22 protein-coding genes and 1 tRNA gene are annotated in these 21,383 nt (G+C 46.6%); 21 read left to right on the top strand and 2 right to left on the bottom strand.

The window, feature by feature from the left end; genetic code table 11:
- Positions 1 to 78: 78 nt before the first annotated feature.
- The 6 genes from K0036_RS16740 to K0036_RS16715 all read left to right on the top strand — a co-directional run bounded on the left by K0036_RS16740 (position 79) and on the right by K0036_RS16715 (position 5,616).
- Complete coding sequence (locus tag K0036_RS16740) at positions 79 to 873, top strand: GDSL-type esterase/lipase family protein (RefSeq protein ID WP_025641946.1); 795 nt, start codon at positions 79 to 81, stop codon at positions 871 to 873.
- Positions 870 to 1,367 carry a DUF4358 domain-containing protein gene (locus K0036_RS16735; RefSeq protein ID WP_220430225.1) on the top strand — a complete coding sequence of 166 codons (498 nt, stop codon included), beginning with the start codon at positions 870 to 872 and terminating at the stop codon, positions 1,365 to 1,367. The genes K0036_RS16740 and K0036_RS16735 overlap by 4 nt, the downstream gene beginning before the upstream one ends.
- A gap of 11 nt (positions 1,368 to 1,378) precedes the next feature.
- The gene (locus K0036_RS16730) at positions 1,379 to 2,785 is read left to right on the top strand and encodes an MBOAT family O-acyltransferase (RefSeq protein WP_220430224.1); all 1,407 of its coding nucleotides are present in this window, start codon (positions 1,379 to 1,381) and stop codon (positions 2,783 to 2,785) included.
- Positions 2,786 to 2,797: 12 nt separating this feature from the next.
- Entirely contained in the window at positions 2,798 to 3,955 is a 1,158-nt protein-coding gene (locus tag K0036_RS16725) for a DHHW family protein (RefSeq protein ID WP_310593066.1), read from the top strand.
- Between the two features lie 65 nt (positions 3,956 to 4,020).
- Entirely contained in the window at positions 4,021 to 4,782 is a 762-nt protein-coding gene (locus K0036_RS16720; protein ID WP_173694188.1) for an N-acetylmuramoyl-L-alanine amidase, read from the top strand.
- Between the two features lie 132 nt (positions 4,783 to 4,914).
- Entirely contained in the window at positions 4,915 to 5,616 is a 702-nt protein-coding gene (locus K0036_RS16715) for a sigma-70 domain-containing protein (protein ID WP_173694189.1), read from the top strand.
- A 59-nt stretch (positions 5,617 to 5,675) separates the two neighbouring features.
- Here the strand turns inward: K0036_RS16715 and K0036_RS16710 are convergent, their stop codons facing one another.
- On the bottom strand, positions 5,676 to 6,956 hold the full coding sequence (locus K0036_RS16710) for an HlyC/CorC family transporter (protein WP_025641958.1): 1,281 nt from the start codon (positions 6,954 to 6,956) through the stop codon (positions 5,676 to 5,678).
- A 154-nt stretch (positions 6,957 to 7,110) separates the two neighbouring features.
- On the opposite strand from K0036_RS16710, the gene murB reads away from it, so the two are divergent.
- The 12 genes from murB (at position 7,111) to K0036_RS16655 (ending at position 17,271) form a co-directional block, all read left to right on the top strand.
- Complete coding sequence (gene murB / locus K0036_RS16705; RefSeq protein ID WP_220430223.1) at positions 7,111 to 8,022, top strand: UDP-N-acetylmuramate dehydrogenase; 912 nt, start codon at positions 7,111 to 7,113, stop codon at positions 8,020 to 8,022.
- Between the two features lies 1 nt (position 8,023).
- Positions 8,024 to 8,905, top strand: a complete 882-nt coding sequence (gene rapZ, locus K0036_RS16700) for an RNase adapter RapZ (protein ID WP_220430222.1) — start codon at positions 8,024 to 8,026, stop codon at positions 8,903 to 8,905.
- Positions 8,906 to 8,914: 9 nt separating this feature from the next.
- On the top strand, positions 8,915 to 9,796 hold the full coding sequence (whiA, locus tag K0036_RS16695; protein WP_025641961.1) for a DNA-binding protein WhiA: 882 nt from the start codon (positions 8,915 to 8,917) through the stop codon (positions 9,794 to 9,796).
- 16 nt (positions 9,797 to 9,812) lie between these two features.
- Positions 9,813 to 10,070, top strand: a complete 258-nt coding sequence (locus K0036_RS16690; RefSeq protein WP_004607518.1) for an HPr family phosphocarrier protein — start codon at positions 9,813 to 9,815, stop codon at positions 10,068 to 10,070.
- 88 nt (positions 10,071 to 10,158) lie between these two features.
- Entirely contained in the window at positions 10,159 to 11,124 is a 966-nt protein-coding gene (locus K0036_RS16685; protein ID WP_025641963.1) for a diacylglycerol/lipid kinase family protein, read from the top strand.
- Positions 11,125 to 11,139: 15 nt separating this feature from the next.
- Positions 11,140 to 12,513 carry a sodium-dependent transporter gene (locus K0036_RS16680; protein WP_025641965.1) on the top strand — a complete coding sequence of 458 codons (1,374 nt, stop codon included), beginning with the start codon at positions 11,140 to 11,142 and terminating at the stop codon, positions 12,511 to 12,513.
- Positions 12,514 to 12,590: 77 nt separating this feature from the next.
- Positions 12,591 to 12,662, top strand: a tRNA-Glu gene (locus K0036_RS16675).
- A 388-nt stretch (positions 12,663 to 13,050) separates the two neighbouring features.
- Positions 13,051 to 14,346, top strand: coding sequence for an ABC transporter substrate-binding protein (locus tag K0036_RS16670; protein ID WP_220430221.1), 1,296 nt, complete (start codon positions 13,051 to 13,053; stop codon positions 14,344 to 14,346).
- A 95-nt stretch (positions 14,347 to 14,441) separates the two neighbouring features.
- Positions 14,442 to 14,870 (top strand): carbohydrate ABC transporter permease, encoded by a 429-nt coding sequence (locus K0036_RS19225; RefSeq protein WP_259283335.1) that lies wholly within the window; start codon positions 14,442 to 14,444, stop codon positions 14,868 to 14,870.
- Entirely contained in the window at positions 14,867 to 15,367 is a 501-nt protein-coding gene (locus K0036_RS19220; protein WP_259283334.1) for a carbohydrate ABC transporter permease, read from the top strand. The genes K0036_RS19225 and K0036_RS19220 overlap by 4 nt, the downstream gene beginning before the upstream one ends.
- 2 nt (positions 15,368 to 15,369) lie before the next feature.
- A complete protein-coding gene (locus tag K0036_RS16660) occupies positions 15,370 to 16,206 on the top strand; it encodes a carbohydrate ABC transporter permease (RefSeq protein WP_009248242.1) in 837 nt (278 codons plus the stop codon).
- A 108-nt stretch (positions 16,207 to 16,314) separates the two neighbouring features.
- Positions 16,315 to 17,271 carry a carbohydrate kinase family protein gene (locus K0036_RS16655; RefSeq protein ID WP_259283333.1) on the top strand — a complete coding sequence of 319 codons (957 nt, stop codon included), beginning with the start codon at positions 16,315 to 16,317 and terminating at the stop codon, positions 17,269 to 17,271.
- Here the strand turns inward: K0036_RS16655 and K0036_RS16650 are convergent.
- Positions 17,261 to 18,052, bottom strand: coding sequence for a DeoR/GlpR family DNA-binding transcription regulator (locus K0036_RS16650; RefSeq protein ID WP_025641976.1), 792 nt, complete (start codon positions 18,050 to 18,052; stop codon positions 17,261 to 17,263). The genes K0036_RS16655 and K0036_RS16650 overlap by 11 nt on opposite strands.
- Before the next feature lie 135 nt (positions 18,053 to 18,187).
- Here K0036_RS16650 and K0036_RS16645 point away from each other — a divergent pair, with 135 nt between their 5' ends.
- The 3 genes from K0036_RS16645 (at position 18,188) to K0036_RS16635 (ending at position 21,373) form a co-directional block, all read left to right on the top strand.
- On the top strand, positions 18,188 to 19,048 hold the full coding sequence (locus K0036_RS16645; protein ID WP_025641978.1) for a class II fructose-bisphosphate aldolase: 861 nt from the start codon (positions 18,188 to 18,190) through the stop codon (positions 19,046 to 19,048).
- Positions 19,049 to 19,066: 18 nt separating this feature from the next.
- On the top strand, positions 19,067 to 20,383 hold the full coding sequence (locus K0036_RS16640; protein ID WP_220430220.1) for an ADP-dependent glucokinase/phosphofructokinase: 1,317 nt from the start codon (positions 19,067 to 19,069) through the stop codon (positions 20,381 to 20,383).
- Between the two features lie 129 nt (positions 20,384 to 20,512).
- Positions 20,513 to 21,373: a ketose-bisphosphate aldolase gene (locus tag K0036_RS16635; protein WP_220430219.1), complete on the top strand. Its 861-nt coding sequence runs from the start codon at positions 20,513 to 20,515 to the stop codon at positions 21,371 to 21,373.
- The last annotated feature ends 10 nt before the right edge of the window (positions 21,374 to 21,383 follow it).

Below are 21,383 nucleotides of genomic sequence, written 5' to 3'. Positions count from 1 at the left end.
AAGTAGAATGTGTTAATATATTATATAAAACATTATATTTTATGATATAAATAATAATATATTGGGTGGAGAATACAAATGAGAAAGAAAATTTTAAAAATTTTTATCCTTGTTGCTGCTATATTTATGGCAGCAGTTTTTATGGTAAAAGGAATCTTGCGATTCACTCAAAAACCTACAGATGTTTCGAAGGGAGTAAAGATTTTAAAAGAGATGGAAACAAGGAATATCGGAGAGGTCGAGCAGCAGGTTCAGTCAATTCAGACACAGGCGCCCTCTGCATCTAATGAAAAGGAAGATACGGGCGAATCAGCAAATTCTCAAAATAATGAGGAAGATATTGTAAATCGGAACTATAAAGAAATTTTCGCTAATAGCGTGGTAATGGGAGATTCTATTGCGGAAGCATTAGGCGAATATAACATGCTTAATTCGTCCAGCCTAATCGCAGAGATGGGGGTAAGCCTAACCGCATTAGATGGCGCGCTTGCGACTGTTACGCAGTTAAGCCCGCAAAATGTTTTCCTGTATTACGGATTTAACGATATTGGACATGTATGGGATGATTATGACCGGTTTCGAGATGAATATGAAAGTTTTATAGTGAAATTAAAGCAAGCCCTTCCAGATGCCAAGATCTATGCGAACTCGCTTTTCCCTGTTTTAAATCTGGATACGATCGGAAACGCTTTCTATGCAGATGTAAGTCCTTATAATCAGATAATAAAGGAAATCTGCGAACAGTATGATATCGCATATCTGGACAATACCGGACTTGTAAAAGATGAATACTATGCGGAGGATGGCTACCATTTTAAAAGTGACTTTTATCCATATTGGCTAAACAGCATGGCGCAAGGAGCGGGACTATGAGAAGCAGAAGAAAAAGCAGGGGAAATATAAGCACGACAATATTAAAATGTATTTCTATCTGTCTGTTAGGGGGCTATGTCATGCTGGTATTCCTGAACACCAGCGGAAGCACCAAGCCATTTGACGAGGTTAAAAAAGCCATACAAAAGGAAATCAATACAGAAAACTTAAAGGATGTCAGCACCCAGGGATTGAAGCGATATTATGGCTTAAATGGAGCCCAGTATGATGGCGTTATGATGTATGTATCTGCATCCAGCATGTCGGCAGAAGAAATTCTTCTGATAAAGGTGAAGGATGATACGCAGATCCAGGAAGTAGAAGAGGCCATTTCCAAACGATTGGATAGCCGGAAAAATGATTTTGACGGTTATGCGCCTAAACAGGTAGAGATGCTTAAAAAGGCGCAAAAAAGCGTCCGGGGGACTTACATTTTTCTGGCAGTCTCTCCAGAAGCGGACAGGTATAAGACGATATTTAGAAAGAGTATTTAGCGGGGGAAGATATGTTATTTAGCAGTGTTACATTTTTATTTGTTTTTTTGCCGGTATCCTTGGCGGTATATTATATTTCCCCGTACGCCTTAAAGAATATAGTATTGCTTATCGCAAGCCTGTTCTTCTATGCGTGGGGCGAGCCGGTCTATGTTGTATTAATGATTCTTTCCATATTTTTTAACTATATCTGCGGAAAGGATATCGAGGAGAAGAAAGAGAATCCGCGTGCCGCCAGAAAGAGCCTGATACAGGCATTAATCGTGAATCTTTTGTTGCTTGGATTTTTTAAATACTCTGGCTTCTTCCTGGATAGCCTCAACAGAATTCTGCCTTTCCATGTTACCTACAGGCAGATAGGGCTTCCAATCGGAATTTCTTTTTATACGTTTCAGGCAATTTCTTATCTGATGGATGTATATAGAGGGGAAGTAAGGCCGCAGAAAAATATTTTGAACTTTGCACTATATATTTCCATGTTCCCACAGCTGATAGCCGGGCCGATCGTGCGCTATACGGATATTGAGGCACAGTTGATAAAAAGGAACTTTTCCGCAGCAAAGTTCGGCGCGGGCGCGCGATTCTTTATCATAGGGCTAGGCAAAAAGGTCATTTTGGCTAATGGAATTGGAGAGATTTTCAATTCTATTCACAATACCTTTATGACTGGGGGAAAACTTTCGATATTAACGGCATGGATGGGCGCGATTGCATATTCGCTGCAAATATATTTTGACTTCGGCGGCTATTCCGATATGGCAATAGGATTGGGGAAAATGTTTGGATTTGAGTTGAAGAAGAATTTTGATTATCCATACATTTCTTCTAGTATCACGGAGTTTTGGAGGAGGTGGCATATCTCTCTTAGCACATGGTTCAAGGAATATGTGTATATTCCCTTGGGCGGAAATCGGGTTAACAAGAGCCGGCAAATATTTAACCTGCTTGTCGTATGGTCCTTGACGGGATTCTGGCATGGAGCGGCATGGAACTTTTTGTTCTGGGGATTTTACTATGGAATCATGCTAGTCTTAGAAAAGTTCATATGGGGAAATAAAATAAATAGCCTGCCCGGATGGGTACGACATATTTATACGCTTGTAATCGTTATCATTGGTTGGGTATTCTTTTTTAGTCCAGGCTTGAAAGAGGCGGCTGCGTATCTTGGAATGATGTTTGGAACAGGCGCGGCAGGTCTGGCAGACAAAGAGGTGCTCTTTTTACTAAGTTCGAACTGGCTGTTGTGGCTGCTGGGAATACTGGCTTCTACCCCTGTGATCTCGCGTTTTATCAACCGCCGTGGATATAGCAGCCGCAGGAAATGGGTTATGGCTCTCCTATATATGTGCTTGCTTTTGACTGCCATTTCCTTTTTGATTACGAATTCATTTAATCCATTTTTGTATTTTAGATTTTAGGAGGCAATCGTTTTGCGAAGAGAGAAAAGGAAACGGATAAAAAGACAGTCGGATAAAATATTAGGAATTCTGTTTATTGCCTGTCTTTTCATTATTATGATTCTCAATCTAATGACAAAGGATAAAAAGATATCGGAAGAAGAGAACAGAACCTTGACAGAAAGGCCGAGGTGTACATGGGACAGCGTTCTTGGCGGAATTTATATGCAGCAATATGAATCTTATATATCCGACCAGTTTGCTGGCCGTAATCTTTGGCGCGGGTTTAGCGCCGCTTTGGAAAGAATCGGTGGAAGCAGGGAAGAAAACGGCGTTTTTCTTGGAAAAAAGAAGCAGTTGATGGAAGAGATCGCCCCGCCTGAAGAGGAAACGTTAAAGAAAAACATAGACAGTATTAACGGCTTTGCTAAAAGATATGAAGATATGCAAGCCAGACTGCTCTTAATCCCGGATTCAGCAGAAATATTAAAAAGTTCTCTTCCGGCGTTTGCCAGCACGCAGGAACAGTCAGTTATGCTGGACGATGTACGGGACAGGCTGTCAAAGACGGTTCAATGGATTGATGGAAGGGCGGTTATGTCAGAGCACGCGGACGAGAAAATATATTATAAGACAGATCACCATTGGACAAGCCTTGGAGCCTATTATATGTACTTGGCATCTGCCAGCGAACTTGGGATAGAGGAAGATCGCGTAAATACCTCTTATCATAGATACCCGGTCACTGCAGAATTTAATGGCATGCTGGCCAGCACAAGCGGATTCTGCCTAAGTGAAAAAGAAGAGATTGAGGTATATGTTCCCGAAGAAGAAGTAGCGGTACTTGTCAATTATGTAGATGAGCAGAAGAAAAGAACCTCTCTATATGATGTATCCAAACTGAAAACAAAGGATAAATACGCTGTTTTCCTTGGAGGGAACTCTTCTGTCATTGATATTAAGACGACTTCTGAGAGCGGAAAGACATTGCTGCTGATAAAAGATTCCTTCGCCAATAGTTTTGTACCTTTTCTGATTCCTCATTATAAAGAAATTGTATTGGTAGATCCAAGATATTATGCGGGGACAATAGACGATATCATGTCCACATACCAGATTACGGATACGTTGTTTTTATATAGCGGAAATACCTTTTTCCAGGATAATAATATCAGCGGAGTCCTGGAATAAAAAGACGGAACAAGACAGCCCTGCCTGCATACTTTAATATAGAATGTTGTGAAGGGAGACAGATTATGCCATATACAATTATGCTGGATGCAGGACATGGCGGGCGGGATCCGGGCGCAGTCTTTAACGGGCGGCAGGAGAAAGATGATACTTTGCGGCTGACACTGGCAATCGGAGAGATTCTCCAGAATAACGGAGTGGATGTGGAGTATACGAGAACGACCGACGCGTATACGTCGCCTTACGAAAGGGCCATGCAGGCAAACAATGCGGGAGTAGACTTTTTTATATCCATTCACAGGAACTCATTTCCTACGGATAATGAGGTTTCGGGGGTAGAAAGCCTGGTGTACGACCTGTCAGGGATCAAATATCAGATGGCCCAGGATATCAATGACCAGCTGGAGGCGATCGGCTTCGTGAACCTGGGAGTAAAAGCCCGGCCAAATCTGGTGGTGCTTAGAAGAACCCGGATGCCGGCAGTGCTGGTAGAAGTAGGGTTTATCAACTCGGATGTGGATAATCGTCTGTTTGACGATAACTTTGACGATATTGCGCAGGCGATCGCATCTGGAATTCTGGATACCCTGGAATCGGTGGGGGTCATACAGAACGATTATTATCGGGTCCAGGTAGGCGCTTTCAGAAACCGCAGGTATGCGGAGCGGCTGCTGAATGAGCTTCTGGAGCAGGACTTCCCGGCGTTTATCGATGACTCCGGGCCGTATCTGCGGGTCCAGGTTGGGGGCTACAACAATCTGAATGAAGCCGCGGAGTTGGAAAGGCGTCTGAAGCGGGCGGGATATCCAACGGTTATTGTCCGCTAAGTCTAAGGTATATTTTTCATGCACAGGAGACCAGGGCTGTTTTTGGATTGCCAAAAGCAGCTCTTTTTTTGACGTGGGGCAGATAACTATGATAATATATTCCAATAGAAATAAGTACTGGAGGAATGAAGCATGGCTGATAGATTGGAATTTAAAGAAAAATTAAGCGGAATACTTAGCGCTGCCCGGGAGCAGGGCGGCAAGATAGCGCTTGAGGACGTGGAACTGTACTTTGAAGAGGACCGCCTTTCCCAGGAGCAGATAGATTTGGTATGCGAGTATCTTCTGGCACAAAAGATAGCGGTAACCGGCTATGTCCCCAAAAGCGGCACAGTCAAGGAACGAAAAGAGGAACCGGCATCCCTTAGCAATGAAGAACAGTCCTATATTGAGGAATACTTAAAGGATATTGACCAGATGCAGGGAAAGAGCCTTGCCGAAGCGCGGATGGCCTATTATCTTCCGAAGGTCGTGGACGAGGCACTGAAGATGCATCACGCGGAGATATTTGTCGGAGATATGATTCAGGAAGGCAACATCAGCCTGATGATGGCGCTTGATGAATATAAAGAAGAGGAGGATGAAGAGGCTGTCATGGAAGCGGTGCGCGCCGGGATGCAGGCGCTCCTGGAATCCCAGACTGAGACCAGGCGTCAGGATAAGAAGATGGTGGAGAGAGTGTCCGAACTGGATGAGACGATCAAGAGCATGAGCGAGGAACTGGGACGGAAAGTGAGTGTCGAGGAAGTGGCGGACAAGCTGGGAATCACGGAAGCGGAGATTGAAGATATATTGAAGCTTGCCGGGGAAGAAGTAAAAGACGAAGAATCATAAGAACATATCAGGATATAAAAGAACGGCATAGCGAAAAGGCTATGCCGTTCTTGGGTTTCTTAGTCATCTGTATGAGTTTCTTCCATAACGGACTCCGGCAGGTAGACATGTACCTTTTCAATCCGGTTCTTGTCCAGTTTTTCAACGACCATGCGGATGCCTTCCTCGGTCACGATGCTGTCGCCCGCCTCTGGCAGACGGTCCAGCCTCTCAATGATAAAGCCGCCCAAGGAGTCGTATTCCTCGGAATTAAGATCCAGATCCAGACGGTCATTTAAGTCATCCAGATTCATGGAGCCTTCGATAATATACTCGCGCTCGCTTACTTCCTGGACGAAGTCTTCCTCATTCTCGTCATATTCATCATGAATCTCGCCGACGATCTCTTCCAGGATATCTTCCAGCGTTATCAGGCCGGCGGTCTCGCCGTACTCGTCCAGAACGATGGCGATGTTGAAAGAAGCCTGGCGCATCTCCACCAGCAATTCCGAGATGCTCTTGTATTCATAGGTAAAATAAGCCTCCCTCAAAATATCCCGGATATGAAATTCCTTTGTATTGTCATATAAGAGCAAGTCCTTCATATTAATAGTACCAACAACGTTGTCGGTAGTATCTTCAAAAATAGGAAGCCTTGTGAATTTGTCTTCGCGGAAAATATCAAGCAGTTCTTCATAGGTACTGTTGACATCCGCAAAGGTCACGTGTACGCGGGGCACCATGACATCCTTTGCCTTGGCATCGCCTAAGTCGAACACGTTATATATCATTTCTCTTTCATCGGATTCAATGACTCCGTCTTCATGGCTTACATCTACAATCGTGCGCAGTTCCGTCTCAGTCATAAGATCGTTCTTTGCGTTCGGATCGACACGCAGAAGGAACAGCACTCCGATGGATAGTCCGTTGATGATAAAGATGACCGGCGTCATGACCTTCATGAAGATGCTGATGATCGGCGCGTAGATAAGTGCCATCTTTTCCGCATGGATGGTTGCCATGGTCTTCGGCGTTATCTCGCCAAAGAGAAGGATCAGCACGGTCAGGATTCCGCTGGCAATTGCCACCATGGAACCGCCAAAACTGTATGCCAGGCTGGTGGTGAGGGAGGCGGCGGACAGATTGACGATGTTGTTGCCGATCAGGATAGCGCTGAGCATCTTGCCTGAATCGTCGGTAATCTTAAGCACCGTTTTTGCCCGTTTGTTCCCATCCTCAGCCAAACTGCGGATGCGGATCTTGTTTACAGTTGTAAGCGCTGTCTCTGCAGATGAAAAGAATGCAGACAGCCCCAGTAGAATTAGTAGGATAATGAGTTGTGTGACGTCACTCGAGTCCAATTGATAAGTTCACTCCTTTTTTATTTTTAAATCACTTGGCACTAATATACCGCATTTATGGGGAATTTGCAAGAGTGCGTTGAATTTGTAAGTCATTTAGTGTATGATGTACGGAGAAATTAAGTAGTATATAATGTTAGAGATGGAGTATGATATGAATCAGGATTTTTATCAGGAATTATTAAATATTATATCGAAGGAACAAATACAGATCGAAGAGCCGATGAGGAACCATACCACATTCCGGGTAGGCGGACCGGCAGAGTTCTTCGTGCAGCCGAAGACAGCACAGGAAGTACAGGGGCTCGTCAAGTTGTGCAAGGAGAAGGAGATCCCCTATTATATAGTAGGAAATGGAAGCAATCTTCTGGTGTCTGACAAGGGATACCGGGGAGTGATCATACAGATATTCAAAGAGATGAACCAGATACAGATAGAAGGAGAACTGGTAAAGGCCCAGGCAGGCGCGCTTCTTTCAGCCATTGCCAGCAAGGCTCTGGAAGCCGGGCTTGCCGGATTCGAGTTTGCCGCAGGGATACCGGGAGCGCTTGGAGGCGCCTGCGTCATGAATGCCGGGGCATACGGCGGCGAGATGAAGGATGTGTTAAGAGAAGTGACAGTCCTTACGCCGGAAGGCGAGGTTCTGGCCATTCCGGATGAGGAACTGGAATTAGGATACCGTACCAGCATAATTGCAAAGAAAGGCTATATCGTTCTGGAGGCGGTGATTCGTCTTCAAAAAGGTGAAAAAGAGGAAATCAAGGCGCGGATGGATGAACTGAAAGAGAAGCGGATTTCAAAGCAGCCGCTGGAATATCCCAGCGCCGGAAGCACCTTCAAGAGGCCGGAGGGATATTTTGCCGGGAAACTGATACAAGATGCGGGGCTTCAGGGCTTTAGCGTAGGCGGCGCCCAAGTGTCCATGAAGCATTGCGGCTTCGTGATCAACAAAGACAATGCTACGGCTGCGGATGTGGCGGAACTGATGCGTAAGGTGTCAGAACAGGTGGAAGAAAAGTTCGGCGTAAGGCTGGAGCCGGAAGTAAAGAGACTGGGAGAGTTCTAAGATGAGATTTGTGATTGTGACGGGGATGTCCGGGGCAGGCAAAAGTACGGCACTTAAAATGCTGGAAGATGTGGGATATTTCTGCGTGGATAATCTGCCGGTACCTCTGATTCCTAAGATGGCAGATCTGCTGAGGGTACCGGGAACGGAGATCAACAAAGCGGCCATAGGGGTGGACATTAGGAGCGGGCAGAGTTTTTCAGAGCTGGAGAAGGTTCTGAGCCAGCTGGATGTGGCTGGCATGAAGTACGAGATATTGTATCTGGAATGCGTGGATGAGGTACTGATCAAACGGTATAAGGAGACGCGAAGAAGCCATCCGCTGTCAGGTAATGATGGACCAGTCAGGGAAGGTATAGAAAAGGAGAGGGAGCGGACAGCATTTCTGAGGAAGCGGGCCGACTACCTTGTGGACACCAGCAACATGCTGACCAGGGAACTTAAGGCCGAACTGAACAAAATATTTGTCCGGAATAAAGAGTATAAGAACCTCTATATATCCGTGCTTTCATTTGGATTCAAATATGGGATTCCGGCGGAGGCCGATCTGGTGTTTGACGTGCGCTTTCTGCCAAACCCTTATTATATAGAAGAATTACGCCCCAAAAGCGGCAATGATAAAGAGGTCAGGGATTACGTCATGAACAATGGCAATGCCTCGGAATTTATGGAGAAGCTGGTGGATATGGTAGAGTTCCTGATCCCCAATTATATCCGGGAAGGAAAGACCCGGCTGGTGATCGGAATTGGCTGTACTGGCGGAAAACACCGTTCAGTGACGCTGGCAAACGAGTTGTACGAGGCCCTGCTGAAGAATGAGAATTATGGAATCCGCATCGAGCACCGGGATATCGGGAAGGATGCGATCACGAAGGCAAAGTAGGAGCGTAAGATGTCATTTTCGGGTAAGATAAAGGAAGAACTAGCACAGCATTACGCAAAGGCAAGACACTGCAATCTTGCGGAACTGTCTGCGCTTGTCCATATGTCGGGCTCTTTTGAGAAAGATGGCTATGGGCGCTGCATATTGAAACTTCACACGGAAAATGATGGAGTTGCAAGAAAATGCTTTACATTATTGGGAAAAACATTTAATATAAGTACTGATATCGCGATTCGCAGGAATACAGCCAAAGGAAGCTGCAGTTATTATATCCGCGCCAAGGGGGAAGAACTTCTGGCGGTGGAGAATGTCATTGTACAGGCCGTATGCTGCAAGCGCGCATATATCCGCGGCGCATTTATCGCCTCCGGTTCCATGAGCGATCCGGATAAGTCCTATCATTTTGAGATTGTATGCGGGACTCTTAAGCAGGCGGAGTATTTAAGGAATATGATCAACAGTTTCGAGATGGATGCCAAGATTGTCAAGCGGAAGAAATCCTATGTGGTATATTTAAAGGAAGGATCGCAGATCGTAGACATATTGAACATCATGGAGGCCCATGTGGCCTTGCTGGAACTGGAAAATGTCAGGATCATGAAAGAGATGCGCAATACCGTCAACCGCAAGGTCAACTGCGAGACGGCCAATATTAACAAAACCGTCTCTGCCTCGGTCAGGCAGATGGAGGATATCATATATATAAGAGACAACATCGGTTTTGACAAGTTGCCTGATGGATTAAAAGACGTCGCCCTTACGCGTCTGACATATCCGGATGCAACGTTGAAGGAGCTTGGAGGGCTTCTGGAGAATCCGATAGGGAAATCCGGAGTGAACCACCGACTAAGGAAATTAAGTGAAATAGCAGAAAAGTTAAGGGAACAGTAAGGAGGAGCAATTCGTTATGATTAAGAAACCTGTTACTATTAAAAAGAACATGGCAATGGAAGACCGTCCGGTTGCGCATCTGGTACAGGAAGCGAGCCAGTATGCAAGCCAGGTATACATTGAGATGGAGGATAAGAAGATTAATGCGAAGAGTATTATGGGGATGATGAGCCTGAGCCTGCAGGAAGGCGAGGACATCACTGTAGTAGCAGAGGGAAAAGATGAAAAAGAGGCGGTTGCCGGAGTAGAAGGTTTCCTGACTACCCGGAAATAATACATAATCAAGCAACGTATAAAGGGCATGGGGATGCCCTTTTTATGATATAGGAAAAAAGAACTTGGAAGAAAGAGGGGTACGAATCATGAAACGTCTTCTGTTTATCTATAATCCACATGCGGGGAAGGAACTTCTGAAGCCAAAATTATCGGATATTATTGACATATTCGTAAAGGCGGGCTATGAAGTGGTGGCCTATCCCACCCAGTCATACCGGGACGCATACAGGAAGGTGTCAGAGTACGATTCGGATGAATATGACCTGGTAGTCTGCAGCGGCGGGGACGGGACCATTGACGAAGTGGTAACCGGGATGATGCAGAGAGACAAGCGGGATCCCATTGGCTATATCCCGACAGGAACGACCAACGATTTTGCCAATAGCCTGCATATCCCGAAAGGACTTCTTCGGGCAGCGGATAACGCGGTGAATGGCACGCTGTTTCCCTGCGATGTGGGAAAATTTAATGATGATATCTTCGTGTATATTGCGGCGTTCGGCCTTTTTACGGATGTATCCTATCAGACGAAGCAGGAGATGAAGAATGTGCTGGGGCATCTGGCGTATGTGCTGGAGGGAACAAAGCGTCTGTTCAATGTGCCGTCCTACCGGATCAAGGTGACCCACGATGGAGAGACGCTGGAAGATGAATTCATCTTCGGAATGGTGACCAACTCACGGTCAGTAGGAGGCTTCCGCAACATGATAGGCAAGCAGGTGGTCTTTGATGACGGCCTGTTCGAGGTTACATTGATTAAGACGCCGAAGAATCCGCTTGCCCTGCAGGAGATCGTGGCATCCCTTCTCATCGAGCAGGTGGATACCAAGCATATGTATTCTTTCAAGACCGGGCGCATTACTTTTGAATCCCTGGAAGAGATTCCATGGACGCTGGACGGCGAATTTGGAGGCGCCCACGATGAGGTTACGGTTGAGAACCTGAACAGGCAGCTTCGGATTATGGTTCCTGAAGAACATATCAGGGAACTGATGTCCAATCCTGAACTGCTGGAAGATGCCAAAGATGAATCTGTAAAAATGATAGAGTAAGAAAAGGATAAGAGTATGGAAAAGAGAGAAAAGTTTTCTTCCAGGCTGGGGTTCATACTGATCTCGGCAGGATGTGCGATCGGGCTTGGAAATGTATGGCGTTTCCCGTACATAACAGGAGAATATGGAGGAGGGGCATTCGTGCTGATGTATCTGTTCTTCCTGCTGATTCTGGGACTCCCGATAGTAGTTATGGAATTTTCGGTAGGAAGAGGCAGCCAGAAAAGTTCTGCCATGTCCTTTAATGCATTGGAGCCGGAAGGGAGCAAGTGGCATATATTCCGGTATTTTTCTATGGCTGCCAACTACCTTTTGATGATGTTTTATACCACCATCGGAGGCTGGATGCTGGCTTACTTTGTGAAGATGGCAAAGGGAGATTTTAAGGGGGCGGATACGAAGCAGGTAGAGAATATATTCGGTCAGCTGACCGGAGACCGCAATGAGATGCTATTCTGGATGATCCTGATCTCTGCGATCGGCCTTCTGATCTGCTCCATGGGGCTTCAAAAGGGCGTGGAACTGATAACGAAGATTATGATGTCAAGCCTTCTTGTAATCATGGTCGTGCTGGTGGCAAGAGCCGTAACGCTTCCGGGAGCCATGGATGGACTGAAGTTCTATCTTCTTCCGGATTTTGGAAAGATGGCAGAAAGCGGAATCAAAGAAGCGGTATTCGCCGCCATGGGACAGGCCTTCTTTACCCTCAGCGTAGGCGCGGGCTCTCTTGCCATATTCGGAAGCTATATCGGCAAAGAGAGAAGTCTTGCGGGCGAAGCGGTAAGCATAACTGCTCTCGATACGTTTGTGGCAGTCGTGGCAGGCCTGATTATCTTCCCGGCATGCTTTGCGTTCGGCGTCAATCCGGGGCAAGGGCCGGGGCTGGTGTTCGTGACGCTTCCCAATGTATTCCGCGAGATGGCGGGAGGAAGGCTGTGGGGAACCTTGTTCTTCCTCTTCATGACATTTGCCGCATTATCAACGATCGTTGCCGTGTTCCAGAACATTATCCAGTATGGACGTGATCTGTGGGGATGGACCTTGAAGAAGTCGGTTGCCATCAATGGCGTGCTGCTGATTCTGCTTGGCATTCCGTGCGTTCTGGGAATGACGGACTGGGCAGGATTTACGATCGGCGGCAAGAACATTATGGATATGGAGGATTTCCTTGTAAGCAATAACCTGCTTCCTCTGGGCTCCCTGGTGTACCTGTTGTTCTGCGTGACCAGATATGGCTGGGGATGGGACAACTTTATTAAGGAAGCCAATGCAGGAAAAGGTCTGAAGGTGCCGGAAAACAGGGGAGTAAGAATCTATCTTACATTTGTGCTTCCGGTGATCGTGCTGTTCATTTTTATCCAGGGATATGCAAGCATGATATTCGGATAAAAAAGTTGAAAAAATATGTAAAAAGTACTTGCCTGTTTTGTATTTGTTTGCTATAATAGGCAAGTACGATATGAGATGGCTCCCTGGTCAAGCGGTTAAGACGCTAGCCTCTCACGCTGGAATCAGGGGTTCGATTCCCCTGGGAGTCACTGAATAAGAATACCAAGAATTGACAATTGTTGATTCTTGGTATTTTTTTGTTGCTTATATAAATAACATTTGCTTTTACAGCGCAAAAGGATTGACAGGTTAAGAAATATATGAAAAAAAGTTACGCGAGAGCGTGGCTTTTTGTGTTTTTGCATGTATATGAGTTGCAAAAGTTGTGCAAATTTATGGTTTTTAGTGGAAATAGCAAAAAACTATTGACATTATGAAATATTATTTTATAATGAATTTATACAAAAGGCATAAGTGATTGCGGAAAAAGGCCTGGAAAAATTGTCATATTAGACAAAATGAACTGGTTGTACAAAGGAATTACAAAACAGGCTTGCCCAATTGCTGAAAAAAAATTTCTTTAAAGGAGGAGCAATTATGAAAAAGAAAACAGTCAAGAAAATGCTTTCGGCAGCACTTGTCGGCGCAATGGTATTATCACTTGCGGCATGTGGCTCAAAGGGAGACTCAAAAGACGAGGGCGGCGACAGCAAAGACGGCGTAACGCTTGAGTTCCAGCAGTGGTGGGGAGTTGAACTTCCGGATGGCGCTCTGGATGATATCTGCAAGGATTTCACCAAGGATACGGGCATCAACATCAAGCTCTTAAGCAACCCATATGCGGATACCAAGACTCAGATCGCGGCAGGCGCGGCAGCAGGAACCATGGCAGATGTAGTAGGCCTTGACGGATCCTGGGTATACGATTTTGCAAAACAAGGCTCCATCGCAAACTTGACCGAGCTGATGGAAAAAGACGGATATGATGACAGCCAGTTGTCAGACCAGATTAAGTACGAAGGAAATACATATATGATTCCGGTAGTTAATTTTGCATATCCAATGTATGTAAACATGGACATTCTCAAAGCGGCAGGCGTGAATGAGGTTCCTACGACATGGGACGAGTTCATCACGGCATGCGAGGCTGTTAAGAAATATGACAGCAGCATCGCGGGATGGGCAATTCCATTGTCAACAGAGTCTCCAAGCGGCATCCAGAACCAGTTCATGAGCTGGCTGTGGGCATCCGGCGGTTCCATGCTAGAGGATGGCAAGCCGAACCTTACAGGTAATGCTGACCTTGAAAAGACGGTTGAATTCGTCAAAGAGTTAAATGACAAGGGCGTGATCGCAGAAGGCGCTTATGCAATGAAGGAATCCGATATGGTTGAAGAGTTTACCAATGGCCGTGTTGCATTCATGACGGATGGCGTATCCCACCTTACAACCATCAAGGAAGGCGCGCCGGATCTGAACTTTGACTTCATGAAGCTTCCTGTAATGGAAGGTTTTGACGGAGAGAGCGGAATGGATGTTGCCAACTGGGGAATCGGTATTGCGGACAACTGCGAGAACAAGGAAGAAGCAATGCAGTTTGTTGAGTATCTTATGAGTCCTGAAGTAAATGCAAAACTGTCTGAACTGGCAAATGCATTCCCAGGAAACTCTACGGCAGAGCCAGACTACTCTAAGAATGATGAACTGTTCCAGAAAGCATACGACCTCTTCCAGGAGTGCCACGCGATCAACGAATTTACGGGACTTCCAACATCTGAAGACCTGATGAGAAGTTTTGACGAGCAGTTACAGCTGTATCTTGACGGAGATACATCCTCTGCAGCAGATATGCTGAAAGCAACCCAGGATATTTGGGAGCCTGCATTCGAGTAAGAAGAACCGGCAAAAAGAACATAAGTGACAAAGAAATATGGGCTGTACGTGTCTGCGTACAGCCCTAACATCCTAAATGAAGGGGTTGAGATAAGTTGACGAAAGGAAAAAATAAAGTTATGACGACACCGGCAGGAAAACGTTCCGATATTTTTAAAAAGCAGGTAACGCCATACGTATATCTATTGCCAACCATTATTCTTATGCTCATATTGTTGATCATACCGATTATCATGGTTATCAGATATTCATTCTTTGATAACGTTATTATTAACAAGAATCCAACTTTCGTTGGCTTAGAGAATTTTGCGAAGGTATTGACAGATCCAACGTTTCTGGTTGCCATTAAGAACACGCTGTATTTTGTAATCATTAGTATTATCGCGCATCTGGTCATAGGCATGTTTTTTGCGATGCTCCTGAACACGCGCTACCTTGGGAACAAGACAAAGGGCATCTTCAGGGTGTCTATGCGCTGCCATGGATGTTTACGGCATCCGTTATTGCAATATTGTGGAAAATGATGATGAACCCGAATGGCATCATAAACTATCTGCTGCAGGCAGGAGGGCTGATCAGCCAGAATATTGAATGGCTGGGGTCCAGACAGTTTGCGCTGTTCGCGGTTACGCTTATTAATATATGGTCCGGATATCCTTTCTATATGATCAGCATATTGGCCGGACTTCAGGGAATATCCACAGATCTGTATGAGGCATCCGCCCTGGATGGAGCCAATGCAGTACAGACATTTACGCGTATCACGATCCCTCAGCTTAAGCCAATCTTGGTCAGCCTTCTTATGCTGGACTTTGTATGGACATTGCAGCAATTCGCATTAATCTGGATGACCACAGGAGGCGGGCCGATCAATGCGACGGAGACGATCAGTACGTATATATACAAACAAGGCTTCACGAAGTACCAGTACTCCATGGCCTCGGCCGGCGCGGTAATTCTGCTTGTTGTATGTACAATCATAGCAATCTTCTATGTTAGACAGCAGAAAGCGAGGGATTAAATATGATTGGAAAGAAAAAACTATGGGTAAAGATCGTAATCATTATATTGTTGGTAATCGGGGCGTTATTCGCTGGTTTTCCAATTCTGTGGATGATCCTGAATTCCTTTAAGCCCAATTCGGAAATATTTGCCTGGCCGCCTACTTGGATCTCTAAGAATTTCAGCCTGGATGCTTATAAGGCGGTATTGACCGACCCGGAAAAGGTCCGGTTCTTTGTAAATAGTTATGTGATCGCGCTTACAGTGGTAGTTATTACCCTGGTCATCGGTATCCTTGCTTCTTATGCATTCAGCCGGTTTAACTTCCGGGGCAAAAGCACGATCAATACCATTATCGTCGCAGTACAGGCAATCCCGCCGATTACGCTGCTGATACCGTACTTAAGCCTGATCGTTACGATCAAGCTGTACAATACATATTGGGCATTGATTCTTACGTATCTGATATTTACGCTGCCGTATGCCATTCTGATGACGACAGGGTATTTTAATACCTTGCCGAAGGAACTGGATGAGGCAGTTATGATAGACGGAGGCTCCCGCTTCAAGGCGTTGTGGAAGATCCTTGTTCCAACATCCGTTCCGGGACTGGTCTCCGTGGGAATGTATACCTTCATGCAGGCGTGGAACGAGTATCTGTTCGCGCTGGCACTGACTAAGACGAACAATATGCGTACGGTACCGGTAGGAATCAACCTGCTGATGGGACAGCATGCGTATGAGTGGAGCCAGATGATGGCCATGAGCGTATTGGGCTCGCTCCCGATCTTAGTATTATTCCTCTTCTTCCAGAGATATTTCATTGCAGGTATGACAGCAGGATCAGTAAAGAATTAATACGAATTACGTAAATTGCAAGGCTCTGCAAAACAGCAAAGAAGATGGGGAAGGCTCCCATGTCGCGCTTTGGGTTTTGCGGGGCTTTTTTAAAAAGGGGATGAAGAGATGAAAGTATTGTCGGTGGGGATGATGTTCTGTGATATCCCGCTTTCGCCGGTACCGCAGAATATATTGTCAATTGACAACAGCAAGATCGAGCCTTCCGCACCGAGTACCGGCGGGGATGCCCTGACAGTCTCGGTGGTCCTGTCAAGGCTTGGGGTACGCTCGGCCTTGGTCGGAAGAGTGGGCAAAGATATGAATGGCCGGTTCCTGCTTGAAGAACTTCACAGGAACCAGGTGGATGTCAAGGACGTGATACAAGTAGAAGGACGCCATACAGCCGTATCCTATATTCTGATCGAGCCAGACGGGGAACGCCATTTCCTGGTGGAAAACAGTATCAACCAGACGCTAAGAAGCAGGGATGTACCGGATGCGGCAATCAAAGAAGCGGACATGGTGTTCTTTGGCAGCGCGCTTGCCATGCCGGGAATGACGGATGACGAGATCGCGGATCTGTTTGGAAGGGCCCATGACTGCGGAAAGATTACGGCAATGGATGCCAGCATTACACTGACCGGCGGCCCCAGGCGCAAGATGGACCTGATTAAGAAGACCCTTAAGGAGACGGATATATTTATACCAAGTTATGAGGAGGCGTCCTATTTGGCACAGCGATCCGACATCTATGGGATTATAGAGGAATTCCGAAAGTTTCCGTTAAAGATTTTTGGAATTAAGCTGGGAAAAGAAGGGTGCATCCTGACGGATTTTAAAGAACAGGTCAGGCTGCCGGCATATCCCGAAATCCGGGTGATGGACACCACCGGAGCGGGGGACTGCTTTATGGGAGGATTCCTGTGCGCCTATCTACAAGGCTGGAATCTTGAGAAAGCCGGGTGCTTTGCCAGCGCGGTATCCGCCCATGGAATCTCTAAGAAGGGCGCCAGCACCGGTGTGCCGGATTTTCAGACAGTACTGGATTATGTAGAAAAGCATGGAAGGCTTCTTACTTCGTGATATGAGGGGCAAGATGGACGTTACAGCCGTTTTCCCTTAGGTCATTGACAAAGAATGGCGCAGCCTTCTCGTTGGTGATAATATGGTCAAACTCGACGGAGGATGCAACCTTTATGACTCCCGGGTGGTTCAGTTTGGAGGCATCCGCCAGAAGGAAGGTCTCCGCGGATATATCCAGGGCGCGGCGCTTAAGCTCCACGTCTTCCATATAGCTGTCGGTGGCATGGAGGTCCTTCGTAATGCTGTGGCAAGAAAGAAATGCCTTAGTGGGCATGAAATTATCCAGGGCGGATAGTGCAAGCGTCCGGGTAGAAGACATGGTCGTATAGCTGAGCATGCCGCCCAGGCTGAACACATTCCAGTTAGGATTGTGCATGTTCGAGAGCGTCAGCAGCAGAGGAATGGAGTAAACCAGAAGGTTCAGCGGATACTGCTTGGGGATGAAGCGTATCAAATGCGTAACAGTAGAACTGTTGTCCAGAAAAATGGTATCCCTCTCCTGAATAAATCTGGCGGCATAGGCGCATAAGTCCGATTTTTCGGTTCGGTTAGCCTTCTCGCGGGCAGTGTATGGAAAGTCCAGGCTTGTCAGGCTGGCATCCGGAAGGATGGCCCCGCCTCTTGTCTTGACAAGGCGGCCCTCCTGGGCCAGACGGTTTAAATCACGGCGGATCGTCTCCCTGGAAATATTCAGGGCGGAAGATAGTTCCGCGGAACTGATGCGTCCCTTTTCCGTCAGCAGACGCATGATGTTATTATAACGTTCTTCTGCATAAATCATTGAATCGTACCTCTCATAGAATTATAAATTCAAGTCATGCCAGGGATGTCGAAAATACTAGTACTATTATAGCATAACTGAGAGCTGCGTATCTATAAAACGGCAGTTATTTTACAACATTAAAGGAGAGCAATCATGTTAAAAACCAATTTTGTACCAATGAAAGAAGCATTGAAAATAGCGGATGAAAGGGGCATCGCGCTGGGCGCGTTCGAATTCTGGTCTTTTGAAGTGGCCCGCGCTGTCGTAGAGGCTGCGCAAGAACTGGACGTTCCGGTCATCCTTCAATGCGGCATGCTGGAGATTGGCCGGATGGGCGGAATGGAGGAGACGGTGCAGACTGCATATATGGCAAGCAAAGACGCAGCAGTACCGGTGGTGCTCCATCTGGATCATGCCACTACATATGAAGACTGCAACCGTGCGATCAACGCAGGATTTTCTTCCGTCATGATTGACGCGTCGGCACTGCCTTATGAGGAGAATGTCGCCCTCACCCGCAAGGTGGCAAGGCGCGCCCATCCATTTGGCGTTACGGTGGAAGGGGAACTGGGACGTCTGGTAGGGGAAGAAGGGGATATCATCGTAAAAGGGCCGGAAGCGGCGCAGACGGATCCCGAAGAGGCCAGAAAATTCGTTTTAGAGACTCAGGTAGACGCGCTGGCAGTATCCATTGGGACTGCCCATGGGCAATATACATTCGAGCCAAAGCTTAATATAGAAAGGCTGCGTAATATTAGGAAGGCTGTAGACCGTCCGATCGTGCTCCACGGAGGCTCGGGCACGCCTATGGAACAAGTGCAGGAGGCGATCCGCCAGGGAATACGCAAAGTAAACATCTGCACGGATATCCAGGTTGCCATGGGCGAAGCCTATGTGAAGACCGTACAGTCGGAAGGATTCAGATACTCCTGCCAGAACCTGTGGGGGCCGGCAGAAGCGGCAGCAAAAGAGGTGGTAAAAAGCAAGATCAGGTCCTTTGCGTTAATGGACTAAAGAAAAGAGGTGAGAAAGATGGTGTTGGAACAGAAGTACCAGGAGGCATATGACGCGCTTGATGAGACCGTGCGTCAACGGACGAGAAACGGGCGCTATACGGCGCTGGGCTATACCAGTAATCTGGATCTGCTGTGTGACTTTAAAGTGGAGCGGCTAAACGAGCTTCTGGAGCGGCATATGCCGGACGGCGTGCTGTCCGAGATGAAGGTGGCAGATGAGATAGAGACGATGGAAGATCTTCTGGGGACGGTAGTATATTACTGTATCCGCGGAATCGGGGGCGAGGCAGATGTAAAGAATACGAAACTGGTAGAAGAGAGTTTTCATTTTGACTATGGAATGGGAGGCACGGCAGTACAGGCTGCCATGGCTCTGGCCCAGCTTAGCTGCCCGTCGATCGTCCATCTGACGGACGATTCCAAAGAAGTCTGCCAGATCCTGAGATCTCCGTCTATCTATGCGGTTTCCCAGGATGGAAGGCTGATACATACGGATGAGGTCATTCAGACGAATGAGCAGGAGATTCATTTTATCATCCAGTTCAAGAAAGGGGATAAGATCTGCCTGGGAGGCCAGGAGGCTGTCATTCCCTGCTCGAACAGGCTGATCATCACGAAGATTACCGTGAATGAGTTCGTTCCCTTCTCAAAGCCCTATTTTGAATGGATTGAGCGCAACGGGACGGTCATAAGCAGCAACGTGCTGTCCAGCTTTAACGCGCTGCTGGATCCGCAAGTGCTAAAAGAGCATCTGGAATATGTAAAAGGGCATGTGGCGAAGTACAAAGAAGCGAATCCGGATGGAATCGTATTTTTTGAGGATGCGCATTACCATGACTATGCCGTCCGGAAACTATGCCTGGAAACCGTGTATTCCTGCGTGGATATCGTAAGCCTGAACGAAGAAGAACTGAAATATACGCTGAAGGAAATGTATGACTTTGATGTGGACATCGAGGATATCATCTCCTGCGTAGAAGGTGCCAGATTCATCCGCGCAAAATTCGGAATCCAGAAGGGCGTCATCGTCCATACCAAGGATTATTCCATGTATGTAGGCGATCCTTTAAAGGCAGATATTGAGAGAGGGCTCATCTATGGGAATCTGCTTGCCACGGCCAAAGCTAAGAACGGCTGGTATGGCACAAAGGAACAGATCCGGGAAGTGCTGGATTTTGAACTAAGCCCAAAAGGCGTAGAGAACTATGAGAAGGTGAAGGCCAGCCCATTTGCCGGGGAAGTAACGCTGGTACCGTCCAAATATATCGACAAGCCGAAGTATACCATTGGGCTTGGTGATTCCTTTGTGGGCGGAGTGCAGATGTGCTTTTGAGTATGAAATAGAATTTTATTGTAAAAAGGATAGAAAAAGAAATTTTATTTCATAAGAATGTTGACATGGCCTATTTTGAGGTCTAGAATAGCAAGTATAAAAAATATTATTTTATGGAGGAAGAGAATTATGTTAATGAATATGAAGGAATTGTTGGCGGTAGCAAACGAGAATAATTTTGCAGTACCTGCATTTAATATCAGTGATTATTCTATGTTTAACGGTATCATGGAAGCGTCTGAGGAAAAGAACGCGCCGGTAATCATCGCGATTCACCCTGACGAGTTAAGCCATATTGGTACAGACATGGTAAAAGCCATCATTGAGAAAGCGCACAAGGCAACGGTTCCGGTTTGCATTCATCTGGATCACGGCGCATCCTTCGAGCAGGTGATGACCGCCATCCAGGCAGGATTCACATCCGTTATGATCGATGGCTCCAGCCTTCCGTTCGAAGAGAACATCGAAGCATGCAAGAAAGTGGCAGAGGCGGCTCATGCAGTAAACGTATCGGTAGAAGGCGAGCTTGGAACGATCGGATCCACAGATGCGGAAGCGGAAGCAGGCGCGAATGTGATCATCTATACGAACCCGGATGATGCCGTTAAGTTTGTAGAGGCATCCGGCGTTGATACGCTGGCGATCGCTATCGGAACATCCCATGGCATCTATCCAAAGGGAATGAAGCCAGAACTGAAGCTGGATCTGTTAAAAGAGATCAAGTCAAAAGTATCCATCCCGCTGGTACTTCACGGAGGCTCCAACAATCCGGATGCAGAGATCGGACAGTCCGTAACGCTGGGCGTGAATAAAATTAACATTTCAAGTGACATAAAAGTGGCATATTATGATAAAATGAGAGAAGTACTAGCTGACAAGGGCTTAAGAGAGCCTAATACGATCCAGCCGCCATGTATTGCAGCAATGAAAGAAGTTGCATTCCATAAGATTGAATTATTCCAGGCAGATGGAAAGGCAGCTCTGTACTAATACATATTAT

It is taken from the genome of [Clostridium] scindens (genome assembly GCF_019597925.1).
In the GTDB taxonomy this organism is placed as follows: domain Bacteria; phylum Bacillota; class Clostridia; order Lachnospirales; family Lachnospiraceae; genus Clostridium_AP.
The sequence above is the reverse complement of the archived record's forward strand: the minus strand, read 5'-3'. Positions and strand labels throughout refer to the sequence as shown.

Coding starts and splice junctions, on each gene's coding strand:
- K0036_RS16685 (WP_025641963.1), top strand. CDS start 10,159: ATGAAACGTCTTCTGTTTATCTATAATCCACATGCGGGGAAGGAACTT.
- K0036_RS16645 (WP_025641978.1), top strand. CDS start 18,188: ATGTTAAAAACCAATTTTGTACCAATGAAAGAAGCATTGAAAATAGCG.
- murB (WP_220430223.1), top strand. CDS start 7,111: ATGAATCAGGATTTTTATCAGGAATTATTAAATATTATATCGAAGGAA.
- K0036_RS16740 (WP_025641946.1), top strand. CDS start 79: ATGAGAAAGAAAATTTTAAAAATTTTTATCCTTGTTGCTGCTATATTT.
- K0036_RS16660 (WP_009248242.1), top strand. CDS start 15,370: ATGATTGGAAAGAAAAAACTATGGGTAAAGATCGTAATCATTATATTG.
- K0036_RS16640 (WP_220430220.1), top strand. CDS start 19,067: ATGGTGTTGGAACAGAAGTACCAGGAGGCATATGACGCGCTTGATGAG.
- K0036_RS16735 (WP_220430225.1), top strand. CDS start 870: ATGAGAAGCAGAAGAAAAAGCAGGGGAAATATAAGCACGACAATATTA.
- K0036_RS16680 (WP_025641965.1), top strand. CDS start 11,140: ATGGAAAAGAGAGAAAAGTTTTCTTCCAGGCTGGGGTTCATACTGATC.
- K0036_RS19220 (WP_259283334.1), top strand. CDS start 14,867: ATGATGATGAACCCGAATGGCATCATAAACTATCTGCTGCAGGCAGGA.
- K0036_RS16730 (WP_220430224.1), top strand. CDS start 1,379: ATGTTATTTAGCAGTGTTACATTTTTATTTGTTTTTTTGCCGGTATCC.
- K0036_RS16635 (WP_220430219.1), top strand. CDS start 20,513: ATGTTAATGAATATGAAGGAATTGTTGGCGGTAGCAAACGAGAATAAT.
- rapZ (WP_220430222.1), top strand. CDS start 8,024: ATGAGATTTGTGATTGTGACGGGGATGTCCGGGGCAGGCAAAAGTACG.
- K0036_RS16720 (WP_173694188.1), top strand. CDS start 4,021: ATGCCATATACAATTATGCTGGATGCAGGACATGGCGGGCGGGATCCG.
- K0036_RS16650 (WP_025641976.1), bottom strand. CDS start 18,052: ATGATTTATGCAGAAGAACGTTATAATAACATCATGCGTCTGCTGACG.
- K0036_RS16690 (WP_004607518.1), top strand. CDS start 9,813: ATGATTAAGAAACCTGTTACTATTAAAAAGAACATGGCAATGGAAGAC.
- K0036_RS16655 (WP_259283333.1), top strand. CDS start 16,315: ATGAAAGTATTGTCGGTGGGGATGATGTTCTGTGATATCCCGCTTTCG.
- K0036_RS16715 (WP_173694189.1), top strand. CDS start 4,915: ATGGCTGATAGATTGGAATTTAAAGAAAAATTAAGCGGAATACTTAGC.
- K0036_RS16670 (WP_220430221.1), top strand. CDS start 13,051: ATGAAAAAGAAAACAGTCAAGAAAATGCTTTCGGCAGCACTTGTCGGC.
- whiA (WP_025641961.1), top strand. CDS start 8,915: ATGTCATTTTCGGGTAAGATAAAGGAAGAACTAGCACAGCATTACGCA.